This window comes from Vibrio sp. Isolate24, from assembly GCF_022398215.1.
Classification (GTDB): domain Bacteria; phylum Pseudomonadota; class Gammaproteobacteria; order Enterobacterales; family Vibrionaceae; genus Vibrio; species Vibrio coralliilyticus_A.
In genome coordinates this window covers 14,983-30,580 of record NZ_JAKEUU010000003.1, presented here as the reverse complement: position 1 = coordinate 30,580, position 15,598 = coordinate 14,983, and the positions used below count along the sequence as shown (strand labels likewise).

The following is a 15,598-nucleotide window of genomic DNA, read 5'->3' as shown; positions in this document are numbered from 1 at the left end:
CATTCAGATATAATTAAGTAATAATTTATTAACCCCTTAAGTGAAAATATGAAAACATTATATAAGTTAATTTTTCTTGTCCCTTTAGTATTTTTCTCTGTAGTAGTGAATGCAGAGAAAGGATTTGTAAAAGGGGAAATCGAATATATTCGCACACATGACGGCGGTGAGATTACTTCTTGGAGACCGCCAGCATTCTGGTTTACGTTAAAAGGCGTAGATAAAGCCGGAACATGTAATCGATGGGCTTCTAGCAATACGGTGTTATTTGCGGCAACAGATAGTGCTGCTTATTCAATGATTTTAGGCGCGTTTATGGCAGGTAAAGAGGTGTCGGTCTCTTTTGACGACTCTGTTAAATACGCTGGCAACTGTAAAGCAAGGTACATCACGCTTGGAAACCCACCGCCGGTAAACTAGGAAACAATAATGAAAAAAATACTGCTACTGACAGCAATTCTATTTAGTACGCCCTCAATGGCTGCTATTAGCTGCCAAGGCACCATCAAGCATATTTTGCAATATGCTAATGGTGATATTAACGTAGCGACCTCATATAGGGGCACATACACTGTAATGTGTAATATTGAAAAGCATTGGAAAGGGATTAGCCCTGAAGCATGCCAAGGGATGTTAAGCGTATTGTTGACTGCGCAATCAACAGGCAAGGCTATAGCGACTTACTACAACACTGATAAATATACTTGTAGCAATCTGCCTCATTATGGCAGTGCACCTGGTCCTGGTTATGTTGGAATTATGGGAGAGTAATGATGATACGCGGAATCGCATTTTTAACTCTTGTTGCATTATCTAACTTTGCTTTGGCATCAGGTGCTTTTATTGCCGAAGGTTCAACTATAGAATCTATTGCCAATACGTACAACAATACCGATAGTTTTTCTATATCAGTGAAAGGTGGTACAGGTGTATGTGGAAATACCACAATACTATTTCCACGTAATGCAACTACCTCTTCCGAAGTACATAACCGTGCCTATTCGACTGCGCTGACCGCATTTTCTATGGGGGCTAAAGTAAAGGTCTATAACTATATTGGGAGAGATTGTAAGAACGCTTCGTACATCGAAATAGTTCGTTAGCCTAGATGACTGTAAACCCATAACGCCAGCTTATGCTGGCGTTATTTTTATCGATTGCGGAGTTATTGCTTGCCTTTCCGTCTTGGTATTGCACAATACCGCCCCTGACAAGCAATTTTATCAACACCAATCCAGACCCATGCTGTTAATCATCGATAACTACGATTCCTTTACTTATAACCTGTACCAGTACTTTTGCGAGTTGGGTGTAGAGGTAAAAGTTGTGCGTAACGATGAAACAGACATTGCGGCGATTGAAGCGATGCAGCCGACTCATCTCGTGATCTCACCAGGGCCGTGTACTCCCAATGAAGCAGGGATCACCCTGAAAGTGATCGAACACTTTGCCGGTAAACTGCCGATACTTGGAGTGTGCTTAGGCCATCAAGCAATTGCTCAGGTGTTTGGTGGTAAAGTGGTGCGAGCTCGTCAGGTGATGCATGGAAAAACTTCCCCAATTCGACACAATGGCCGTAGCGTCTTTACTGGTTTGAAGAACCCTCTCACAGTTACGCGCTATCATTCGCTGGTGGTACAAAACGGTACGCTACCCGAGTGTTTTGAGCTCACCGCTTGGACGGAACGAGAAGATGGCTCGATGGACGAAATTATGGGCTATCAGCATAAGACATTACCTATTGATGCGGTGCAATTTCACCCTGAATCGATCAAAACCGAGCAAGGGCATGAGCTACTTGCTAACTTTTTACGTCGCTAACCCTCTCTTTTTGACTCAATAAACTCTGATTGAGATCACTTTTTTTAACATTTCTTTCATATTTTTGCGCGCGGATATTATGTGAAAAACTATTCGCAGGCATTGTCCTGTCTGACTCTGCGCCCTTGTTATTACTATGCTTAACTACAGCTTATCTTTGTTATAAGAATATATTGCTTCATAAAAGCAGTGGCTTAATGCATAAATACTCAACGCTGATGCAGAACAAGCTTTTAGTGGTGAAGTAAAAAGAATAATTCACTATTGAAATGGTTAATTAAATGTAAATACAATGCCGCAATTGCTGAAATGCAAAACAATATGTGCTTTCGTTAAATGAAAGCAAGGATGCAAAAATTACCTGGCATGCGGTATCGAGAGGGAATGTGCAATGACAGTCGAAAATAAAGTAGAACGCGGTTTGTTTGATGAGGTGATGGTCCCTTGTTATAACCCAATGGAAATGGTTCCAGTCAAGGGCGAAGGTGCTCGTGTTTGGGATCAGGAAGGCAAAGAGTACATCGACTTTGCTGGTGGTATCGCCGTGAGCTGTCTGGGTCATTGTCACCCTGCAATGGTTAACGCTCTGACGGAGCAAGGCCAAAAACTGTGGCATCTAAGTAATGTCATGACAAACGAACCTGCGCTTCGCTTGGCGAAGAAGCTGACAGAGGTGAGCTTTGCAGAAAAAGTGTTCTTCGCTAATTCAGGCGCAGAAGCAAACGAAGCGGCGCTAAAGCTGGCACGTCGCTATGCGGCTGACAAGTTTGGTCCTGAGAAATCTGAAATCATCGCGTTCAAGCAAGGCTTCCACGGTCGTACTTTCTTTACTGTCACAGTGGGTGGGCAAGAAGCTTACTCGGACGGTTTTGGTCCTAAGCCTGGCGATGTTACTCATCTGCCATACAATGATGTGGAAGCACTACGCGCGCACATTTCTGACCGTACTTGTGCGATCATGATGGAACCGCTTCAAGGTGAAGGCGGTATCATCTCTCCAACCGATGAGTTCGTTCAAACGGTTCGTGAATTGTGTGATAAGCACAACGCGCTGCTTATCTTTGACGAAGTTCAGACGGGTAACGGTCGTACTGGTCACTTCTATGCTTACCAAGGTCTGGGTGTCACACCAGATATTCTGAGCACAGCGAAATCGCTCGGTGGTGGTTTCCCTATCGGCGCGATGTTGACAACTACAGAGCTGGCTAAACATCTGAAAATTGGTACACACGGTTCAACGTACGGTGGTAACCCACTCGCGTGTGCGGTTGCTGAAGCGGTTGTTGATGTTGTCAGCACACCAGAAACTCTAGCGGGTGTTGCAGAGCGTGAAGCGCTGTTCCGTGACGGATTAACTAAACTTAATGATAAATACCAAATCTTCGCTGAAGTACGTGGTAAAGGTCTTCTACTTGGTGCTGCTCTGAATGATGAATGGCAAGGCCGCGCGCGAGATGTACTGGTTGCAGCAGGCAAAGAAGGCCTGATGGTGCTAGTGGCTGGCGCAAATGTGGTTCGCTTTACGCCTTCACTGGTTATCAGCAAAGAAGAAATCGCAGAAGGATTAGCAAAACTAGATAAAGCACTCGCCACTCTAGTTAAATAATAAATAAACAAACTGGGAGAGCTGTATCGCAACAGTTCTCCCAATACCAGTGCTATCGGTCATGTGTTTGGGTAGTTACTCAGGAAAAATTGCTTAGAACAAGGCGTAGCTTGCAGCAAGCTAGCGAGCCTAACTTCCAAAACTACAACGTAGTGATTAGCGATTTGCCAGCAACAACAAATAGATGACCGATAGCATTGGTATCCTGCATCAGGAGGGAGTATCGATGCTGGTTGTTCGCCCTATAGCAATGTCGGACTACGATGCGCTGCACACTTGTGCGGTTGAGTCGGGTCATGGATTCACATCTCTTCCGGTTAACGAGGAACTGTTAACCAACCGTATTACTCATTCTGAGTATAGCTTTGCCAAGCCTAATGTAACGGAACCGGGTGACGAAGGTTACTTAATGGTCGGTTTCGATAGTGAAACTGGTGAAGTGGCTGGTTGTACTGGTATTGAAGCTTCAATTGGTTGGGATGTACCGTTTTATTCTTACCACATCAGTACCATAGTGCATTCATCACCAAAATTGGGGGTGAATAATGTGGTTAAACTGTTGACCTTCGGTAATAACTACACAGGTTGCAGTGAGATCTGTACTTTGTTCTTGCGCCCGAATTTCCGTGGTGGCTTAAATGGCCGTTTGATGTCTAAATGTCGTTTTCTCATGATGGCAGAGCACCCGCATCGTTTCTCTAAAACGGTGTTTGCTGAGATGCGTGGCGTGTCCGATGAAAATGGTAACTCGCCATTCTGGCAGTGGTTGCAAGAGCATTTCTTCTCGATTGATTTCACTATGGCCGATTACCTGACGGGTATCGGCAAGAAAGGCTTTATCGCCGACCTAATGCCTAAGTTGCCGATTTATATCAACTTGCTGAGCAAAGAGGCTCAGGCCGTAATTGGTCAGGTTCACGAAAATACCAAGCCTGCATTGCGCTTGCTTGAGAAAGAAGGCTTCACTTGCCGTAACTACGTCGATATCTTTGATGGCGGCCCGTCGGTAGAGTGTGATGTGCGTAATATTGAGTCGGTCCGCCACTCATTCCGCGCGAAAATCACCATTGCTGAGCACACCAGCTCGCAAGATTACCTTATCTCAAACACGTCGTTTGAAAACTTCCGTGCCGTGGCTGCTAAAGCCGCGTATGACCAAGCTTCTGAGTCTGTGATTCTATCACCGGATGTTGCCAAAGCATTGGAAGTCAACGAAGGCGAATACGTTCGCATGCTAGCTCAGTAATCGAAAGGAACAGAAACATGACACATTGGATTGCAGGCGAGTGGCTTGCAGGGCAAGGCGAAGCGATGAGCTCTACCAGCCCATACAACAATGAAGTAATCTGGCAAGGTGACAGTGCGTCGCCTGCGCAGGTTGAAGCGGCCGTCAGTGCAGCACGCAGCGCCTTCCTTAGCTGGAAGAAAATGACTTATGCTGAGCGTGAGGCTATTGTTCTGGCCTTTGCCGAAAAAGTTAAAGAAAACAGCGAGCAAATCGCTGAAATCATTGCAAAAGAAACCGGAAAGCCTATTTGGGAAACACGCACAGAAGCGGCTGCGATGGCGGGTAAGATCGGGATTTCTATCCGTGCTTACCATGAGCGTACGGGTGAAGCAACACGTGAAGCGGCAGGCAACCAGATTGTTCTACGTCACCGCCCTCTAGGTGTGATGGCGGTATTCGGCCCTTATAACTTCCCTGGTCATTTACCAAATGGCCACATTGTTCCGGCGCTACTTGCTGGTAACACGGTCGTGTTTAAGCCTTCAGAGCAAACGCCACTCACCGGCGAGTTCGCGATGAAACTATGGCAACAAGCAGGCTTACCAGCAGGTGTAATCAACCTTGTTCAGGGCGCGAAGGAAACTGGTGTTGCGCTGGCAGATTCGAAAGGTATTGATGGCGTATTGTTCACGGGTAGTGCAAACACAGGTCATATCCTGCACCGTCAGTTTGCAGGGCAGCCGGGTAAAATGTTGGCGCTAGAAATGGGTGGTAACAACCCTATGGTGATCTCTGAGAACTATGGCGAGTTGGATGCAACCGTGTATACCATTATTCAGTCTGCTTTCATTAGTGCAGGTCAACGTTGTACTTGTGCCCGTCGCCTTTACGTACCTGTTGGTGAGAAAGGTGATCAACTGGTGAGCAAGCTGGTTGAAGCAACACAAAAGATTCGTGTTGATCAGCCATTTGCTGAGCCTGCACCATTTATGGGCCCTCAGATTTCTAAAGCAGCGGCTGACTTTATTCTTAATGCGCAAACAAACTTGCAAAGCCTTGGCGGTGTGAGCTTGCTGGAAGCGAAAGCGGGTGAAGCAGCGTTCGTTTCTCCTGGCATCATTGATGTAACACCAATCGCTGATCTGCCAGATGAAGAGTATTTTGGACCACTACTGCAAGTGGTGCGTTACCAAGGCTTAGAGAAAGCCGTTGAACTGGCAAACGATACGCGCTTTGGCTTATCGGCGGGGCTGGTTTCAACCGATGACAGTGAGTGGGATTACTTTGTTGACCACATTCGCGCAGGTATCGTCAATCGCAACCGTCAGCTAACTGGCGCAAGCGGTGATGCACCATTCGGTGGTCCAGGTGCTTCGGGTAACTTACGCCCAAGTGCTTACTACGCAGCAGATTACTGCGCATACCCAATGGCATCAATGGAAGGTGGGGAAACTCTACTACCTGCTACATTGAGCCCGGGTGTTGAGTTATAAAAATATTTTAAGGGTTTCCCTTACCGCCTCCCTGTTGGGGAGGCTTTTAAACGTCACAGGTTGAAGGCTATCTGATCAGATTTCTGGACAAATTTGGTCAGATAGCCTCATTTATAAAATTAAATAAACAATAAATATAACTCCGTTAACGTAGACAAACCCAAACAAGGAGGCGTTATGACGCCACAAGTTTTATTCCAGTCGTTATGGAATGACTATATTCAACGCTTATGTCCCTCTGCTGATAAAGTTCACCATCTGCTTCAGGAAAATGAGCCATTGATCAATGACCACATTGCGCTGCGTACATTTAATGTCGCACCTCTAGGTATTGAGACTCTGGCCAAACCGTTTATCGACGTTGGCTATAAGCCATGCGGTGATTACGAGTTCGAAAGTAAGAAGTTAGTGGCGAAGCACTTTGAGCATCCAGACCCGAAACAGCCAAAAGTTTTTATCAGTGAACTAAAAGTGAACGAGTGTTCTCCAGAGCTTCAGGCCATCGTTGCCAAGCTGGTTGAGCAATTGGACACCGATAAGCTAAAAAGTCATGAGTTCTTGTCTGGTGGGCGTCTATGGGATCTGAGTTTTTCTGATTATCAGCTGCTGGCAAAAGAGAGTGAATACGCTTCTTGGCTAGCGGCACACGGCTACGGTGCTAACCACTTTACGGTTAGTGTAAATCAGCTGGACGCTTTTGAAGAAGTGAAAGGTGTTAATGACCACCTACGTGAAGCTGGCTTTACGATCAATGAATCAGGCGGTGAAGTGAAAGGCTCGCCAGACGTGCTGCTTGAGCAATCTTCTACTATGGCGGATAAAGTGCCAGTGACCTTCACTGAAGGTACTGAGATGGTTCCTGGTGGCTTCTATGAGTTTGCTAAGCGTTACCCAATGAGCAACGGTGAACTCTACCCTGGGTTTGTTGCCGCTTCCGCTGATAAGATTTTCGAAAGTACCAACGGTTAGTAGAAAGCCCTAAAGTACACTTCGCTTGAGAGAATTGAGCAGGTAGCCAGTCATGGAGTGTTCCTGCTCACTCGACTATGCTGATAGAGAATGAAACAGCCCCGATAGTCGGGGCTGTTTTGTTTATTCTTGTTCTTGCTTGGCCAGATGGGCATAAGGCGTACCCATCACCGTTGTTTGGCCGTTAGCCATGGAATCGTCGAATTTTATCGCGTCCTTAGCAAACAGGTTGATAACGGTCGAACCTAACTTGAAACGGCCCATTTCTTCGCCTTTCTTAAGAATCACGGCTTTGTCCCCTTCGCTTGGGTAATCCCATTTGTAGACCGTATTGCCGCGTGGCGGGGTAATCGTGCCAGCCCAGATTTGCTCTATACTACCGACGATCGTTGCACCCACTAGTACTTGAGCCATTGGACCAAATGCGGTATCGAAGACACACACCACACGCTCATTACGAGCAAACAGGTTTGGGACATTTTCAGCGGTCAGAGGGTTGACTGAAAACAGATCGCCCGGCACGTAGATCATCTGACGCAGTGTACCATCACATGGCATATGGACTCGGTGGTAGTCACGTGGTGACAGGTAAAGTGTTGCAAATTCACCGTCGGCGAACTCTTCTGCTAGCTCAGCGTCGCCACCCAGTAGCTCCTGCGCTGAAAAATTGTGACCTTTTGCTTGAATCAGCTTGCCGTCAGTAATTGGACCAAACTGACTGACGCATGCATCTGCAGGGTGGGTGATAATAGACTCGCCTTCAGTGACCGGGCGCGCGCCTTCTTTCAACTCACGAACAAAAAAGTCGTTGAAAGTTTTGAAGTGCTTGGGATCTGAGTGCTTAGCCTCGTCCATGTTGACATTGTATTGCTTGATGAACCAGCGAATGATAGCTGTGGTTAGGCCGCCAGCTTTTGCGGATGCCAGCTTACCGACGAGACGGGTTAAGCCGTGTTGAGGGATCCAGTATTGCAGTCCAACTTTTATCTTATCCATTGTCATTAATTCCAATGCTAACTGTATGTTTGCTTACTTTTGGGCGCGAGATACTACTTAAATTTGTTAACGAAGTCAGTATCTAGCACCGATGATTTGTGCAAGAAGCCGTTACAGATCGGCTTTTTTACTGCGTGAGTACTGACGGTTGGCTTTCACTTCCGCCATACTCTCGAGGATGCGATGATAGTTTTCGAAGCGTACTTCACTGATCTCGCCACTTTCAACGGCTTCGCGCAGCACGCAGCCAGGGTCATCATTATGCTTACAGTCTCGAAACTTACACCCACCTAAATAGCGGCGAAATTCAACGAATGCTTTGGTCACGTCTTCTGCGTCTAAGTGCCATAAACCAAATTCACGCACTCCGGGAGAATCAATCAAATCACCACCTGTCGGGATATGATACAGGCGCGAGGCGGTTGTAGTGTGTTGACCTAGCCCCGAGTTTTCAGAGACTTCACCTTCTTCGACATTAAATTCAGGCATAAGTGCGTTGACGAGGCTTGATTTACCCACACCTGACTGGCCGACAAAAATATTGGTGCGATCTTTGAGTTCAGCCTCCAGCGCAGCGATACCCTCGCCAGTTTGCTTACTCACAAACAGTACTTTGTAACCGATACGTTCGTATTCACTGAGCCACTCTTGATATAAGGCTCGTTGCTCATCTTCCAGCAAGTCAATTTTATTCAGTACGAGTAACGGAGAAATGTTGAGTGTTTCTGATGCGACCAAATAGCGATCAATAATATTCAATGACAGCTCAGGCAATACCGAAGAAACAATGATCATTTGATCGACGTTAGCCGCGACAGGTTTTAAACCATCGTAATAATCAGGACGAGTTAAAACGGAAGTACGCGGCTCGACAGCTTCGACAACACCATTGATGCCTTCCATAGACTCCAGTCCAGCGCGCCAAATCACCTTGTCGCCAGAAACTAAGGTCTCGATACCGCGGCGCAAATTGCAGCGCTGGATTTCGCCACTTTCTATATCTTCAATGTCGGCATGTTGCCCGAAACGTGTTATCACTAGACCTTTCTGGGCTGTACCCAACATGGACTCTTCCCATTGAACGGAATCTTCCTTGGTGAGTTTTCGCTTCTGGTTGCTCCTAACTCGTCTAACTTGACCTTTGGTTAGTTTTTTCTTCTTTGCCACAATTTGTCTACTTAACTTAATTCGCCTTGATGGATCCTAGGATAACTACCCTGAAGATCAGAATTTGGGTATAGTACCTCTTTTAGCATAAAACCAATAGGCAACGATTTATGTCCTTTAGCGATCAAAATTTGATTTGGATTGATCTCGAGATGACAGGTTTAGACCCAGAAACCCATAAAGTCATCGAAATCGCTACTATCGTCACGGATGGTGAGTTGAATATTTTAGCTGAAGGACCGGTACTTGCCATTCACCAATCAGAACAAGAGCTGGCCAAGATGGATGAGTGGTGTACGACCACACATACTGGCAGTGGCTTAGTCGAGCGTGTACGTGCTAGTGATGTAAGTGAGCAGGAAGCGGTTCGTCAGACAATTGAATTCCTTGAGCAATGGGTGCCGAAAGGGATGTCCCCAATATGTGGTAACAGTGTTGGCCAAGATCGCCGCTTTTTGTATAAGCACATGCCTGAACTGGAAACGTATTTCCACTATCGCTATATCGATGTCAGTACACTGAAGGAGTTGACACGTCGTTGGAAGCCTGAGGTATTAGAGGGCTTTTCTAAGAAAGGAAGCCACTTAGCTTTGGATGACATTCGGGAGTCAATTTCTGAGTTAAAGTACTACCGCCAAACAATTTTTAACATCTAATATCAGCAACTCTTTATCAAAGATGATGATGGAAAAGCCAAGCTTAGATGGAAAAATATTCTAATCTGTGTGCTTTTTCATCAAACAGAAAAAAAACGCCTTTTTTTTGCTGGAAGGACTTGCATCACAAAAAAATGCTCTTATAATTCGCAGCCCTAAACGACGAAAACGTTGTTGATGCGACACTAGCTCAGTTGGTAGAGCGCAACCTTGCCAAGGTTGAGGTCACGAGTTCGAACCTCGTGTGTCGCTCCAAATTAAGAAGCTTTCATCATGCTTTGAATGATGATTACGGACGCGGGGTGGAGCAGCTTGGTAGCTCGTCGGGCTCATAACCCGAAGGTCGTCGGTTCAAATCCGGCCCCCGCAACCAAATTTTAAGGTGTTGTGATTCGAGCTCGTCGGGCTCAGCCATTCATAAAACCTAGCGATGGTTATCGATTCAAATCTAGCCTCCGCAACCAAATGCGACACTAGCTCAGTTGGTAGAGCGCAACCTTGCCAAGGTTGAGGTCACGAGTTCGAACCTCGTGTGTCGCTCCAAATTAAAAAGCTTTCATCATGCTTTGAATGATGATTACGGACGCGGGGTGGAGCAGCTTGGTAGCTCGTCGGGCTCATAACCCGAAGGTCGTCGGTTCAAATCCGGCCCCCGCAACCAAATTTTAAGGTGTTGTGATTCGCTAGCTCGTCGGGCTCAGTCATTCATAAAACTTGGCGAAGGTTATCGATTCAAATCTAGCCTCCGCAACCAAATGCGACACTAGCTCAGTTGGTAGAGCGCAACCTTGCCAAGGTTGAGGTCACGAGTTCGAACCTCGTGTGTCGCTCCAAATTTATAGGCTTTCATCATGCCTTGAATGATGACTACGGACGCGGGGTGGAGCAGGCTCCAAATTTATAGGCTTTCATCATGCCTTGAATGATGACTACGGACGCGGGGTGGAGCAGCTTGGTAGCTCGTCGGGCTCATAACCCGAAGGTCGTCGGTTCAAATCCGGCCCCCGCAACCAAATTTTAAGGTGTTGTGATTCGCTAACTCGTCGGGCTCAGCCATTCATAAAACCTAGCGAAGGTTATCGATTAAAATCTAGCCTCCGCAACCAATGCGACACTAGCTCAGTTGGTAGAGCGCAACCTTGCCAAGGTTGAGGTCACGAGTTCGAACCTCGTGTGTCGCTCCAAATTTATAGGCTTTCATCATGCCTTGAATGATGACTACGGACGCGGGGTGGAGCAGCTTGGTAGCTCGTCGGGCTCATAACCCGAAGGTCGTCGGTTCAAATCCGGCCCCCGCAACCAAATTTTAAGGTGTTGTGATTCGCTANGCTCCAAATTTATAGGCTTTCATCATGCCTTGAATGATGACTACGGACGCGGGGTGGAGCAGCTTGGTAGCTCGTCGGGCTCATAACCCGAAGGTCGTCGGTTCAAATCCGGCCCCCGCAACCAAATTTTAAGGTGTTGTGATTCGCTAGCTCGTCGGGCTCAGCCATTCATAAAATCTAGCGAAGGTTATCGATTCAAATCTAGCCTCCGCAACCAATGCGACACTAGCTCAGTTGGTAGAGCGCAACCTTGCCAAGGTTGAGGTCACGAGTTCGAACCTCGTGTGTCGCTCCAAATTCTTCTCAGACCACAAATGTCTGAATCGACCTCATTGGTCACCGCTCTTTATCTAATGCTGTGAAGCATAAACCAATCAAAAATCATATTAAGTCCTCCGAATAGGTGGGCATTTTTATGTCTAAAAATCAAATCAGTACGAGATGTGCTTATTTATATCTTGATGACAAGCCTCGGTGAGTCAGGGTTAGCTGTAAAGATTAACAGAGTTATCCACAAAATTTATACTGTGGATAAGTTGGTGGGTAACCTGATTATTTTCACAAATAAGTGTGGCTGAGAAATGATCTTTTGTTTTATGAAAGTTTCTTTCTAGTTGGATATTTTTTGTAAGTTACTGTATTTATTTAATATTATTAATATTCACTACAACTTATAGAGAATCTCATTCGATCATTAAGTGATTGTTTTTTGATCTTAGTCATTTATAGCTAATGTGATTAACTTCTTCAGCTGAAAGAAAACAAGCAATCGCCCTTTGTTTTTTCCACATTTTCATTTTTAGAGCTAAATCAAACTCTGCTGAAGAAAGTTAGGCAAAGTTTATGCATCTCTGGGAAGCCCTTTCTGTACAATTCGAATGAGCCTATTGAGCTTAGTCGAAGAGTTAGGAACCTGAGCAATTTGTTGCTCCAATGCCCAGCGAATATGTTCATCTAATAGGTCATTTAATCCTAAGCGTTGTTTGAGTGCCTCAATAATATTAGCTGAATATGGCGCATTGCCCATGGCGATCGATAAATTTCTTAGCCATTGAATATAACCGATTCTACGAATGGCTGAGCCTTGCATATTGTTGAGGAAGGTTTCTTCATCCCATTCAAATAGAGCTAGAAGGTCAGGTGAAGTTAGAGTTTGCCGACGATGGAAGTCTTCCTGCTCTGTGACATCAGAAAACCGATTCCATGGGCAAACCAACTGGCAATCGTCGCATCCGTAAATACGGTTGCCCATCGGCTTACGAAACTCTTCTGGGATTACACCATCGAACTCAATCGTCAGATAAGAAATACAACGACGAGCATCGACCACTCCATCCTCGATGATGGCCTGAGTGGGGCAAGAAGTCATACAGGCGGTGCATTTACCACAGTTACCCTGATGAACGTCATCAACAGGCAAAGGCAGGTCAATCAGTAGTTCGCCAAGGAAGAACCATGAACCACAATCTTTATCTAGAATGAGAGAGTGTTTTCCCGTCCAGCCTAGGCCTGCTTTTTGAGCTAAGGGACGTTCAAGTATCGGTGCTGAATCGACAAAAGGGCGGTAGCCGAACTGGCCCACTTCCTGTGCTATTTTTTGGCCAAGTTTCTTTAACTGATTACGTACCAGCTTGTGGTAGTCGCGACCCAGTGCATAGCGGCTGATATAAGCTTGGGTAGGATCTGCTAGATTGGCTGCAAACAAGGCTTCAGGGGGAAGGTAGTCCATACGAACACTAATAACGCGTATTGTACCTGGTAACAGCTCAGCAGGTCGCGCACGCATCATACCGTGACGAGCCATCCAGTCCATTTCACCGTGATGTCCAGCATCAAGCCACTTTTGTAACGCAGCTTCATGTTCACTCAGGTCAATATCGCAAATACCGGCCTTTTGGAAGCCAAGCTCTTTTGCCCAAACTTTGATCTTGTTTGCGAGCTCTTGGTAGTTCATTCTAATGACTCTGGTGAAATGGGGAGCGGATCTTAACGGATCTTTTTCGTTGAATCTAGACGCGAAAACGAAGAAGTCTTGGCAGAATTACAGGAATTTGGCTTTTACTTACACAACAGACCTTGTCTCTCAATTCCAACCCAGTTTACTATTCCTGTTCTTTTGATTTTTATATAGTCACCCACTAGAGATTGATCTTCATGACCACGAAACATTTTGCCCTTAAAGATGAACACGCAACGATTCAATTAGGGACAGTCTTGGCAAACCTATGCTCTCAACAAACGACCATCTATTTGCATGGTGATTTGGGTGCGGGTAAAACGACGTTCAGTCGCGGGTTTGTACGTGCACTGGGTCATCAGGGCAATGTAAAAAGTCCAACCTATACATTGGTAGAACCGTACCAGTTGGACCAATGGCAGGTGTATCACTTTGATCTGTATCGCTTAGCTGACCCAGAAGAACTCGAGTTTATGGGAATCCGAGATTACTTTACTCCTGATGCTATCTGCTTAGTTGAGTGGCCAGAGAAAGGCCAAGGTTTACTACCTTGTGCTGATTTAGATATTGAACTGCGCTATGACGGTGAAGCGCGTGTGGTCGATCTCACCGCCAATAATAGTTATGGTTCTAAATTACTTGAGCAGTTGGAGTTATGATAATCAGTAAATTTGTTCGAGCTGTCTCTGTTTCTCTTCTTTTCGTTCTGTTTCTTTTGCCCATACGCGTGTGGGCAAATGCTCTGGAAAGCATACGTGTTTGGCCTTCTCCAGATGAAACCCGTGTCGTAATCGACTTGGCTTCCGAAGCCGAATACAGCTATTTTACGCTTAGCAGCCCAGAACGTTTGGTTGTCGATCTACCGCGAACTTCGCTTAATACCAAATTGCCGATCAATGTGTCGGATAGCCCTGTATTGAAGAAAATACGTAAAAGTTCACCCCCACAAAAGGGCACTTATCGTTTGGTGTTTGAACTCAAGCGTAAAGTGGCACCGCGCTTATTTAAGTTAGCGCCCACTCCTGGTGGACAGTATGGTCATCGACTCGTGATTGATCTGCCGCATGGCACTTCCGCTACCTCTTCCGCCAAGATTTCGTCCAACTCTTCACCTCAAGTGAATAGAGATGCTTCCCAGTTATTAGGCACTGCGGACATTGTGGTCGCTATTGATGCTGGTCATGGTGGTGAAGATCCAGGCTCTATTGGCCCAAGTCGCAAGTATGAAAAGCACGCCACTTTGGCGATTTCTAAGAAAATTGCTGCTCAGATTAATGCTGTTCCAGGAATGAAGGCCGTTTTGACTCGTCGCGGGGATTATTTTGTCAATCTCAATAAACGCTCCGAGATTGCACGTGGCAATAAAGCGCACTTATTGGTATCAATTCATGCTGATGGTTTCCGTAGCCCTCAACCTCGTGGGGGATCTGTATTTGTTCTGAATACCCGCCGTGCGAATTCAGAAATTGCACGCTGGGTAGAAAATCATGAAGAACAGTCTCAGTTATTAGGCGGAGCGGGGGAAGTTCTTTCGAAAAACACCAGAGACAGAAACATCAGCCAGACATTGTTAGATTTGCAGTTTAGTCATTCACAAAAAGAAGGCTATAAACTGGCGACAAAGATCCTAAAACAGATGAGCCGTGCGGGGATAAGGCTACATAAAAAACAGCCAGTGAATGCAAGCCTCGCGGTATTGAAGTCTCCCGATATTCCTTCAGTGCTTGTTGAAACCGGTTTTATTACGAATCCAACCGAAGAAAAACTGCTCTTCCAGCGTAGCCATCAAGATAAATTGGCCAGAGCGTTGACGAAAGCGATTGTCGAATACTTCGAAGCTAACCCTCCTGAGGGGACTTTGTTTGCGAACCGATGGAAGACGATCAAGCATAAAGTGAAACGAGGTGAGTCGCTTTCTGTGATTGCTAAGAAGTACGGTACAACGACGAAGGCCATTATGCAGTCCAATAAGCTGAAAAGCTCTGGTTTAGCGATTGGTCAGGTATTGACCATTCCTGGCTCCAAAGGCGCAGTGCCTGTACCTAAAGTGACGAACCCTGTGGAAACTAAGACCATCACGCACGTGGTTCAGAGTGGGGAATATCTCGGTAAGATTGCTGAGCGATATAAAGTCTCAGTTGCCCATATTAAACGAGAAAATAAATTGCGCTCGGATACACTTAAACTTGGCCAAAAGCTACGCATTACAGTGAGTTTGAAAGATCAGCCGCTGCGCAAGCATAAGGTGAAGCGGGGTGAGTTCTTAGGCAAAATTGCCAGCCAATACGATGTCAGTGTCGGTGCGATCCGTAAGGCAAATAACTTGCGTTCGGACGAATTGGCGATAGGGCAAGTTTTGGTGATTCCGAATAAGTAG

At 46.0% G+C, this 15,598-nt stretch carries 14 protein-coding genes and 10 tRNA genes; 21 read left to right on the top strand and 3 right to left on the bottom strand.

Annotated elements, in window-relative coordinates; translation table 11 throughout:
* The first annotated feature begins 48 nt into the window (after positions 1-48).
* The 8 genes from L1D23_RS12935 (at position 49) to L1D23_RS12900 (ending at position 7,117) form a co-directional block, all read left to right on the top strand.
* Positions 49-420 carry a hypothetical protein gene (locus L1D23_RS12935; RefSeq protein ID WP_239866867.1) on the top strand — a complete coding sequence of 124 codons (372 nt, stop codon included), beginning with the start codon at positions 49-51 and terminating at the stop codon, positions 418-420.
* A gap of 9 nt (positions 421-429) precedes the next feature.
* Entirely contained in the window at positions 430-771 is a 342-nt protein-coding gene (locus L1D23_RS12930; RefSeq protein WP_239866864.1) for a hypothetical protein, read from the top strand.
* The gene (locus L1D23_RS12925; RefSeq protein WP_239866861.1) at positions 771-1,103 is read left to right on the top strand and encodes a DUF5992 family protein; all 333 of its coding nucleotides are present in this window, start codon (positions 771-773) and stop codon (positions 1,101-1,103) included. Before L1D23_RS12930 ends, L1D23_RS12925 begins: the two co-directional genes overlap by 1 nt.
* Positions 1,104-1,242: 139 nt before the next feature.
* Positions 1,243-1,821, top strand: a complete 579-nt coding sequence (locus L1D23_RS12920) for an aminodeoxychorismate/anthranilate synthase component II (RefSeq protein ID WP_239866858.1) — start codon at positions 1,243-1,245, stop codon at positions 1,819-1,821.
* A gap of 391 nt (positions 1,822-2,212) precedes the next feature.
* Positions 2,213-3,427 (top strand): aspartate aminotransferase family protein, encoded by a 1,215-nt coding sequence (locus tag L1D23_RS12915; RefSeq protein WP_239866855.1) that lies wholly within the window; start codon positions 2,213-2,215, stop codon positions 3,425-3,427.
* A 226-nt stretch (positions 3,428-3,653) separates the two neighbouring features.
* Positions 3,654-4,673, top strand: coding sequence for an arginine N-succinyltransferase (astA, locus tag L1D23_RS12910; RefSeq protein ID WP_239838083.1), 1,020 nt, complete (start codon positions 3,654-3,656; stop codon positions 4,671-4,673).
* A gap of 17 nt (positions 4,674-4,690) precedes the next feature.
* The gene (gene astD / locus L1D23_RS12905) at positions 4,691-6,148 is read left to right on the top strand and encodes a succinylglutamate-semialdehyde dehydrogenase (protein WP_239866852.1); all 1,458 of its coding nucleotides are present in this window, start codon (positions 4,691-4,693) and stop codon (positions 6,146-6,148) included.
* A gap of 177 nt (positions 6,149-6,325) precedes the next feature.
* The gene (locus L1D23_RS12900; protein WP_239866849.1) at positions 6,326-7,117 is read left to right on the top strand and encodes a DUF1338 domain-containing protein; all 792 of its coding nucleotides are present in this window, start codon (positions 6,326-6,328) and stop codon (positions 7,115-7,117) included.
* Positions 7,118-7,240: 123 nt separating this feature from the next.
* Here L1D23_RS12900 and asd read toward each other — a convergent pair whose 3' ends face one another.
* Positions 7,241-8,113, bottom strand: a complete 873-nt coding sequence (asd, locus tag L1D23_RS12895; protein WP_239866846.1) for an archaetidylserine decarboxylase — start codon at positions 8,111-8,113, stop codon at positions 7,241-7,243.
* A gap of 111 nt (positions 8,114-8,224) precedes the next feature.
* Positions 8,225-9,280, bottom strand: coding sequence for a small ribosomal subunit biogenesis GTPase RsgA (gene rsgA, locus L1D23_RS12890; protein ID WP_239866843.1), 1,056 nt, complete (start codon positions 9,278-9,280; stop codon positions 8,225-8,227).
* Between the two features lie 110 nt (positions 9,281-9,390).
* Here rsgA and orn point away from each other — a divergent pair, with 110 nt between their 5' ends.
* The 11 genes from orn (at position 9,391) to L1D23_RS12835 (ending at position 11,559) form a co-directional block, all read left to right on the top strand.
* A complete protein-coding gene (orn, locus tag L1D23_RS12885) occupies positions 9,391-9,936 on the top strand; it encodes an oligoribonuclease (protein WP_239866840.1) in 546 nt (181 codons plus the stop codon).
* Between the two features lie 179 nt (positions 9,937-10,115).
* Positions 10,116-10,191, top strand: a tRNA-Gly gene (locus L1D23_RS12880).
* Between the two features lie 41 nt (positions 10,192-10,232).
* A tRNA-Met gene (locus L1D23_RS12875) sits at positions 10,233-10,309 on the top strand.
* 94 nt (positions 10,310-10,403) lie between these two features.
* Positions 10,404-10,479, top strand: a tRNA-Gly gene (locus L1D23_RS12870).
* Positions 10,480-10,520: 41 nt separating this feature from the next.
* Positions 10,521-10,597: transfer RNA gene (locus tag L1D23_RS12865), tRNA-Met, on the top strand.
* Between the two features lie 96 nt (positions 10,598-10,693).
* Positions 10,694-10,769: transfer RNA gene (locus tag L1D23_RS12860), tRNA-Gly, on the top strand.
* A gap of 103 nt (positions 10,770-10,872) precedes the next feature.
* Positions 10,873-10,949, top strand: a tRNA-Met gene (locus L1D23_RS12855).
* Positions 10,950-11,044: 95 nt separating this feature from the next.
* Positions 11,045-11,120 (top strand) — tRNA-Gly (locus L1D23_RS12850).
* Between the two features lie 41 nt (positions 11,121-11,161).
* A tRNA-Met gene (locus L1D23_RS12845) sits at positions 11,162-11,238 on the top strand.
* A 73-nt stretch (positions 11,239-11,311) separates the two neighbouring features.
* Positions 11,312-11,388, top strand: a tRNA-Met gene (locus tag L1D23_RS12840).
* Between the two features lie 95 nt (positions 11,389-11,483).
* Positions 11,484-11,559: transfer RNA gene (locus L1D23_RS12835), tRNA-Gly, on the top strand.
* 546 nt (positions 11,560-12,105) lie between these two features.
* On the opposite strand, the gene queG is transcribed toward L1D23_RS12835, so the two are convergent.
* The gene (queG, locus tag L1D23_RS12830; protein ID WP_239866839.1) at positions 12,106-13,218 is read right to left on the bottom strand and encodes a tRNA epoxyqueuosine(34) reductase QueG; all 1,113 of its coding nucleotides are present in this window, start codon (positions 13,216-13,218) and stop codon (positions 12,106-12,108) included.
* A 200-nt stretch (positions 13,219-13,418) separates the two neighbouring features.
* Between queG and tsaE the strand changes: the two genes are divergently transcribed.
* Both tsaE and L1D23_RS12820 read left to right on the top strand, forming a co-directional pair.
* A complete protein-coding gene (tsaE, locus tag L1D23_RS12825; protein ID WP_239838065.1) occupies positions 13,419-13,880 on the top strand; it encodes a tRNA (adenosine(37)-N6)-threonylcarbamoyltransferase complex ATPase subunit type 1 TsaE in 462 nt (153 codons plus the stop codon).
* A complete protein-coding gene (locus L1D23_RS12820; protein ID WP_239866837.1) occupies positions 13,877-15,598 on the top strand; it encodes a LysM peptidoglycan-binding domain-containing protein in 1,722 nt (573 codons plus the stop codon). Before tsaE ends, L1D23_RS12820 begins: the two co-directional genes overlap by 4 nt.

Coding starts and splice junctions, on each gene's coding strand:
- L1D23_RS12920 (WP_239866858.1), top strand. CDS start 1,243: ATGCTGTTAATCATCGATAACTACGATTCCTTTACTTATAACCTGTAC.
- L1D23_RS12915 (WP_239866855.1), top strand. CDS start 2,213: ATGACAGTCGAAAATAAAGTAGAACGCGGTTTGTTTGATGAGGTGATG.
- L1D23_RS12900 (WP_239866849.1), top strand. CDS start 6,326: ATGACGCCACAAGTTTTATTCCAGTCGTTATGGAATGACTATATTCAA.
- orn (WP_239866840.1), top strand. CDS start 9,391: ATGTCCTTTAGCGATCAAAATTTGATTTGGATTGATCTCGAGATGACA.
- queG (WP_239866839.1), bottom strand. CDS start 13,218: ATGAACTACCAAGAGCTCGCAAACAAGATCAAAGTTTGGGCAAAAGAG.
- astD (WP_239866852.1), top strand. CDS start 4,691: ATGACACATTGGATTGCAGGCGAGTGGCTTGCAGGGCAAGGCGAAGCG.
- L1D23_RS12935 (WP_239866867.1), top strand. CDS start 49: ATGAAAACATTATATAAGTTAATTTTTCTTGTCCCTTTAGTATTTTTC.
- L1D23_RS12925 (WP_239866861.1), top strand. CDS start 771: ATGATGATACGCGGAATCGCATTTTTAACTCTTGTTGCATTATCTAAC.
- tsaE (WP_239838065.1), top strand. CDS start 13,419: ATGACCACGAAACATTTTGCCCTTAAAGATGAACACGCAACGATTCAA.
- astA (WP_239838083.1), top strand. CDS start 3,654: ATGCTGGTTGTTCGCCCTATAGCAATGTCGGACTACGATGCGCTGCAC.
- L1D23_RS12930 (WP_239866864.1), top strand. CDS start 430: ATGAAAAAAATACTGCTACTGACAGCAATTCTATTTAGTACGCCCTCA.
- asd (WP_239866846.1), bottom strand. CDS start 8,113: ATGGATAAGATAAAAGTTGGACTGCAATACTGGATCCCTCAACACGGC.
- L1D23_RS12820 (WP_239866837.1), top strand. CDS start 13,877: ATGATAATCAGTAAATTTGTTCGAGCTGTCTCTGTTTCTCTTCTTTTC.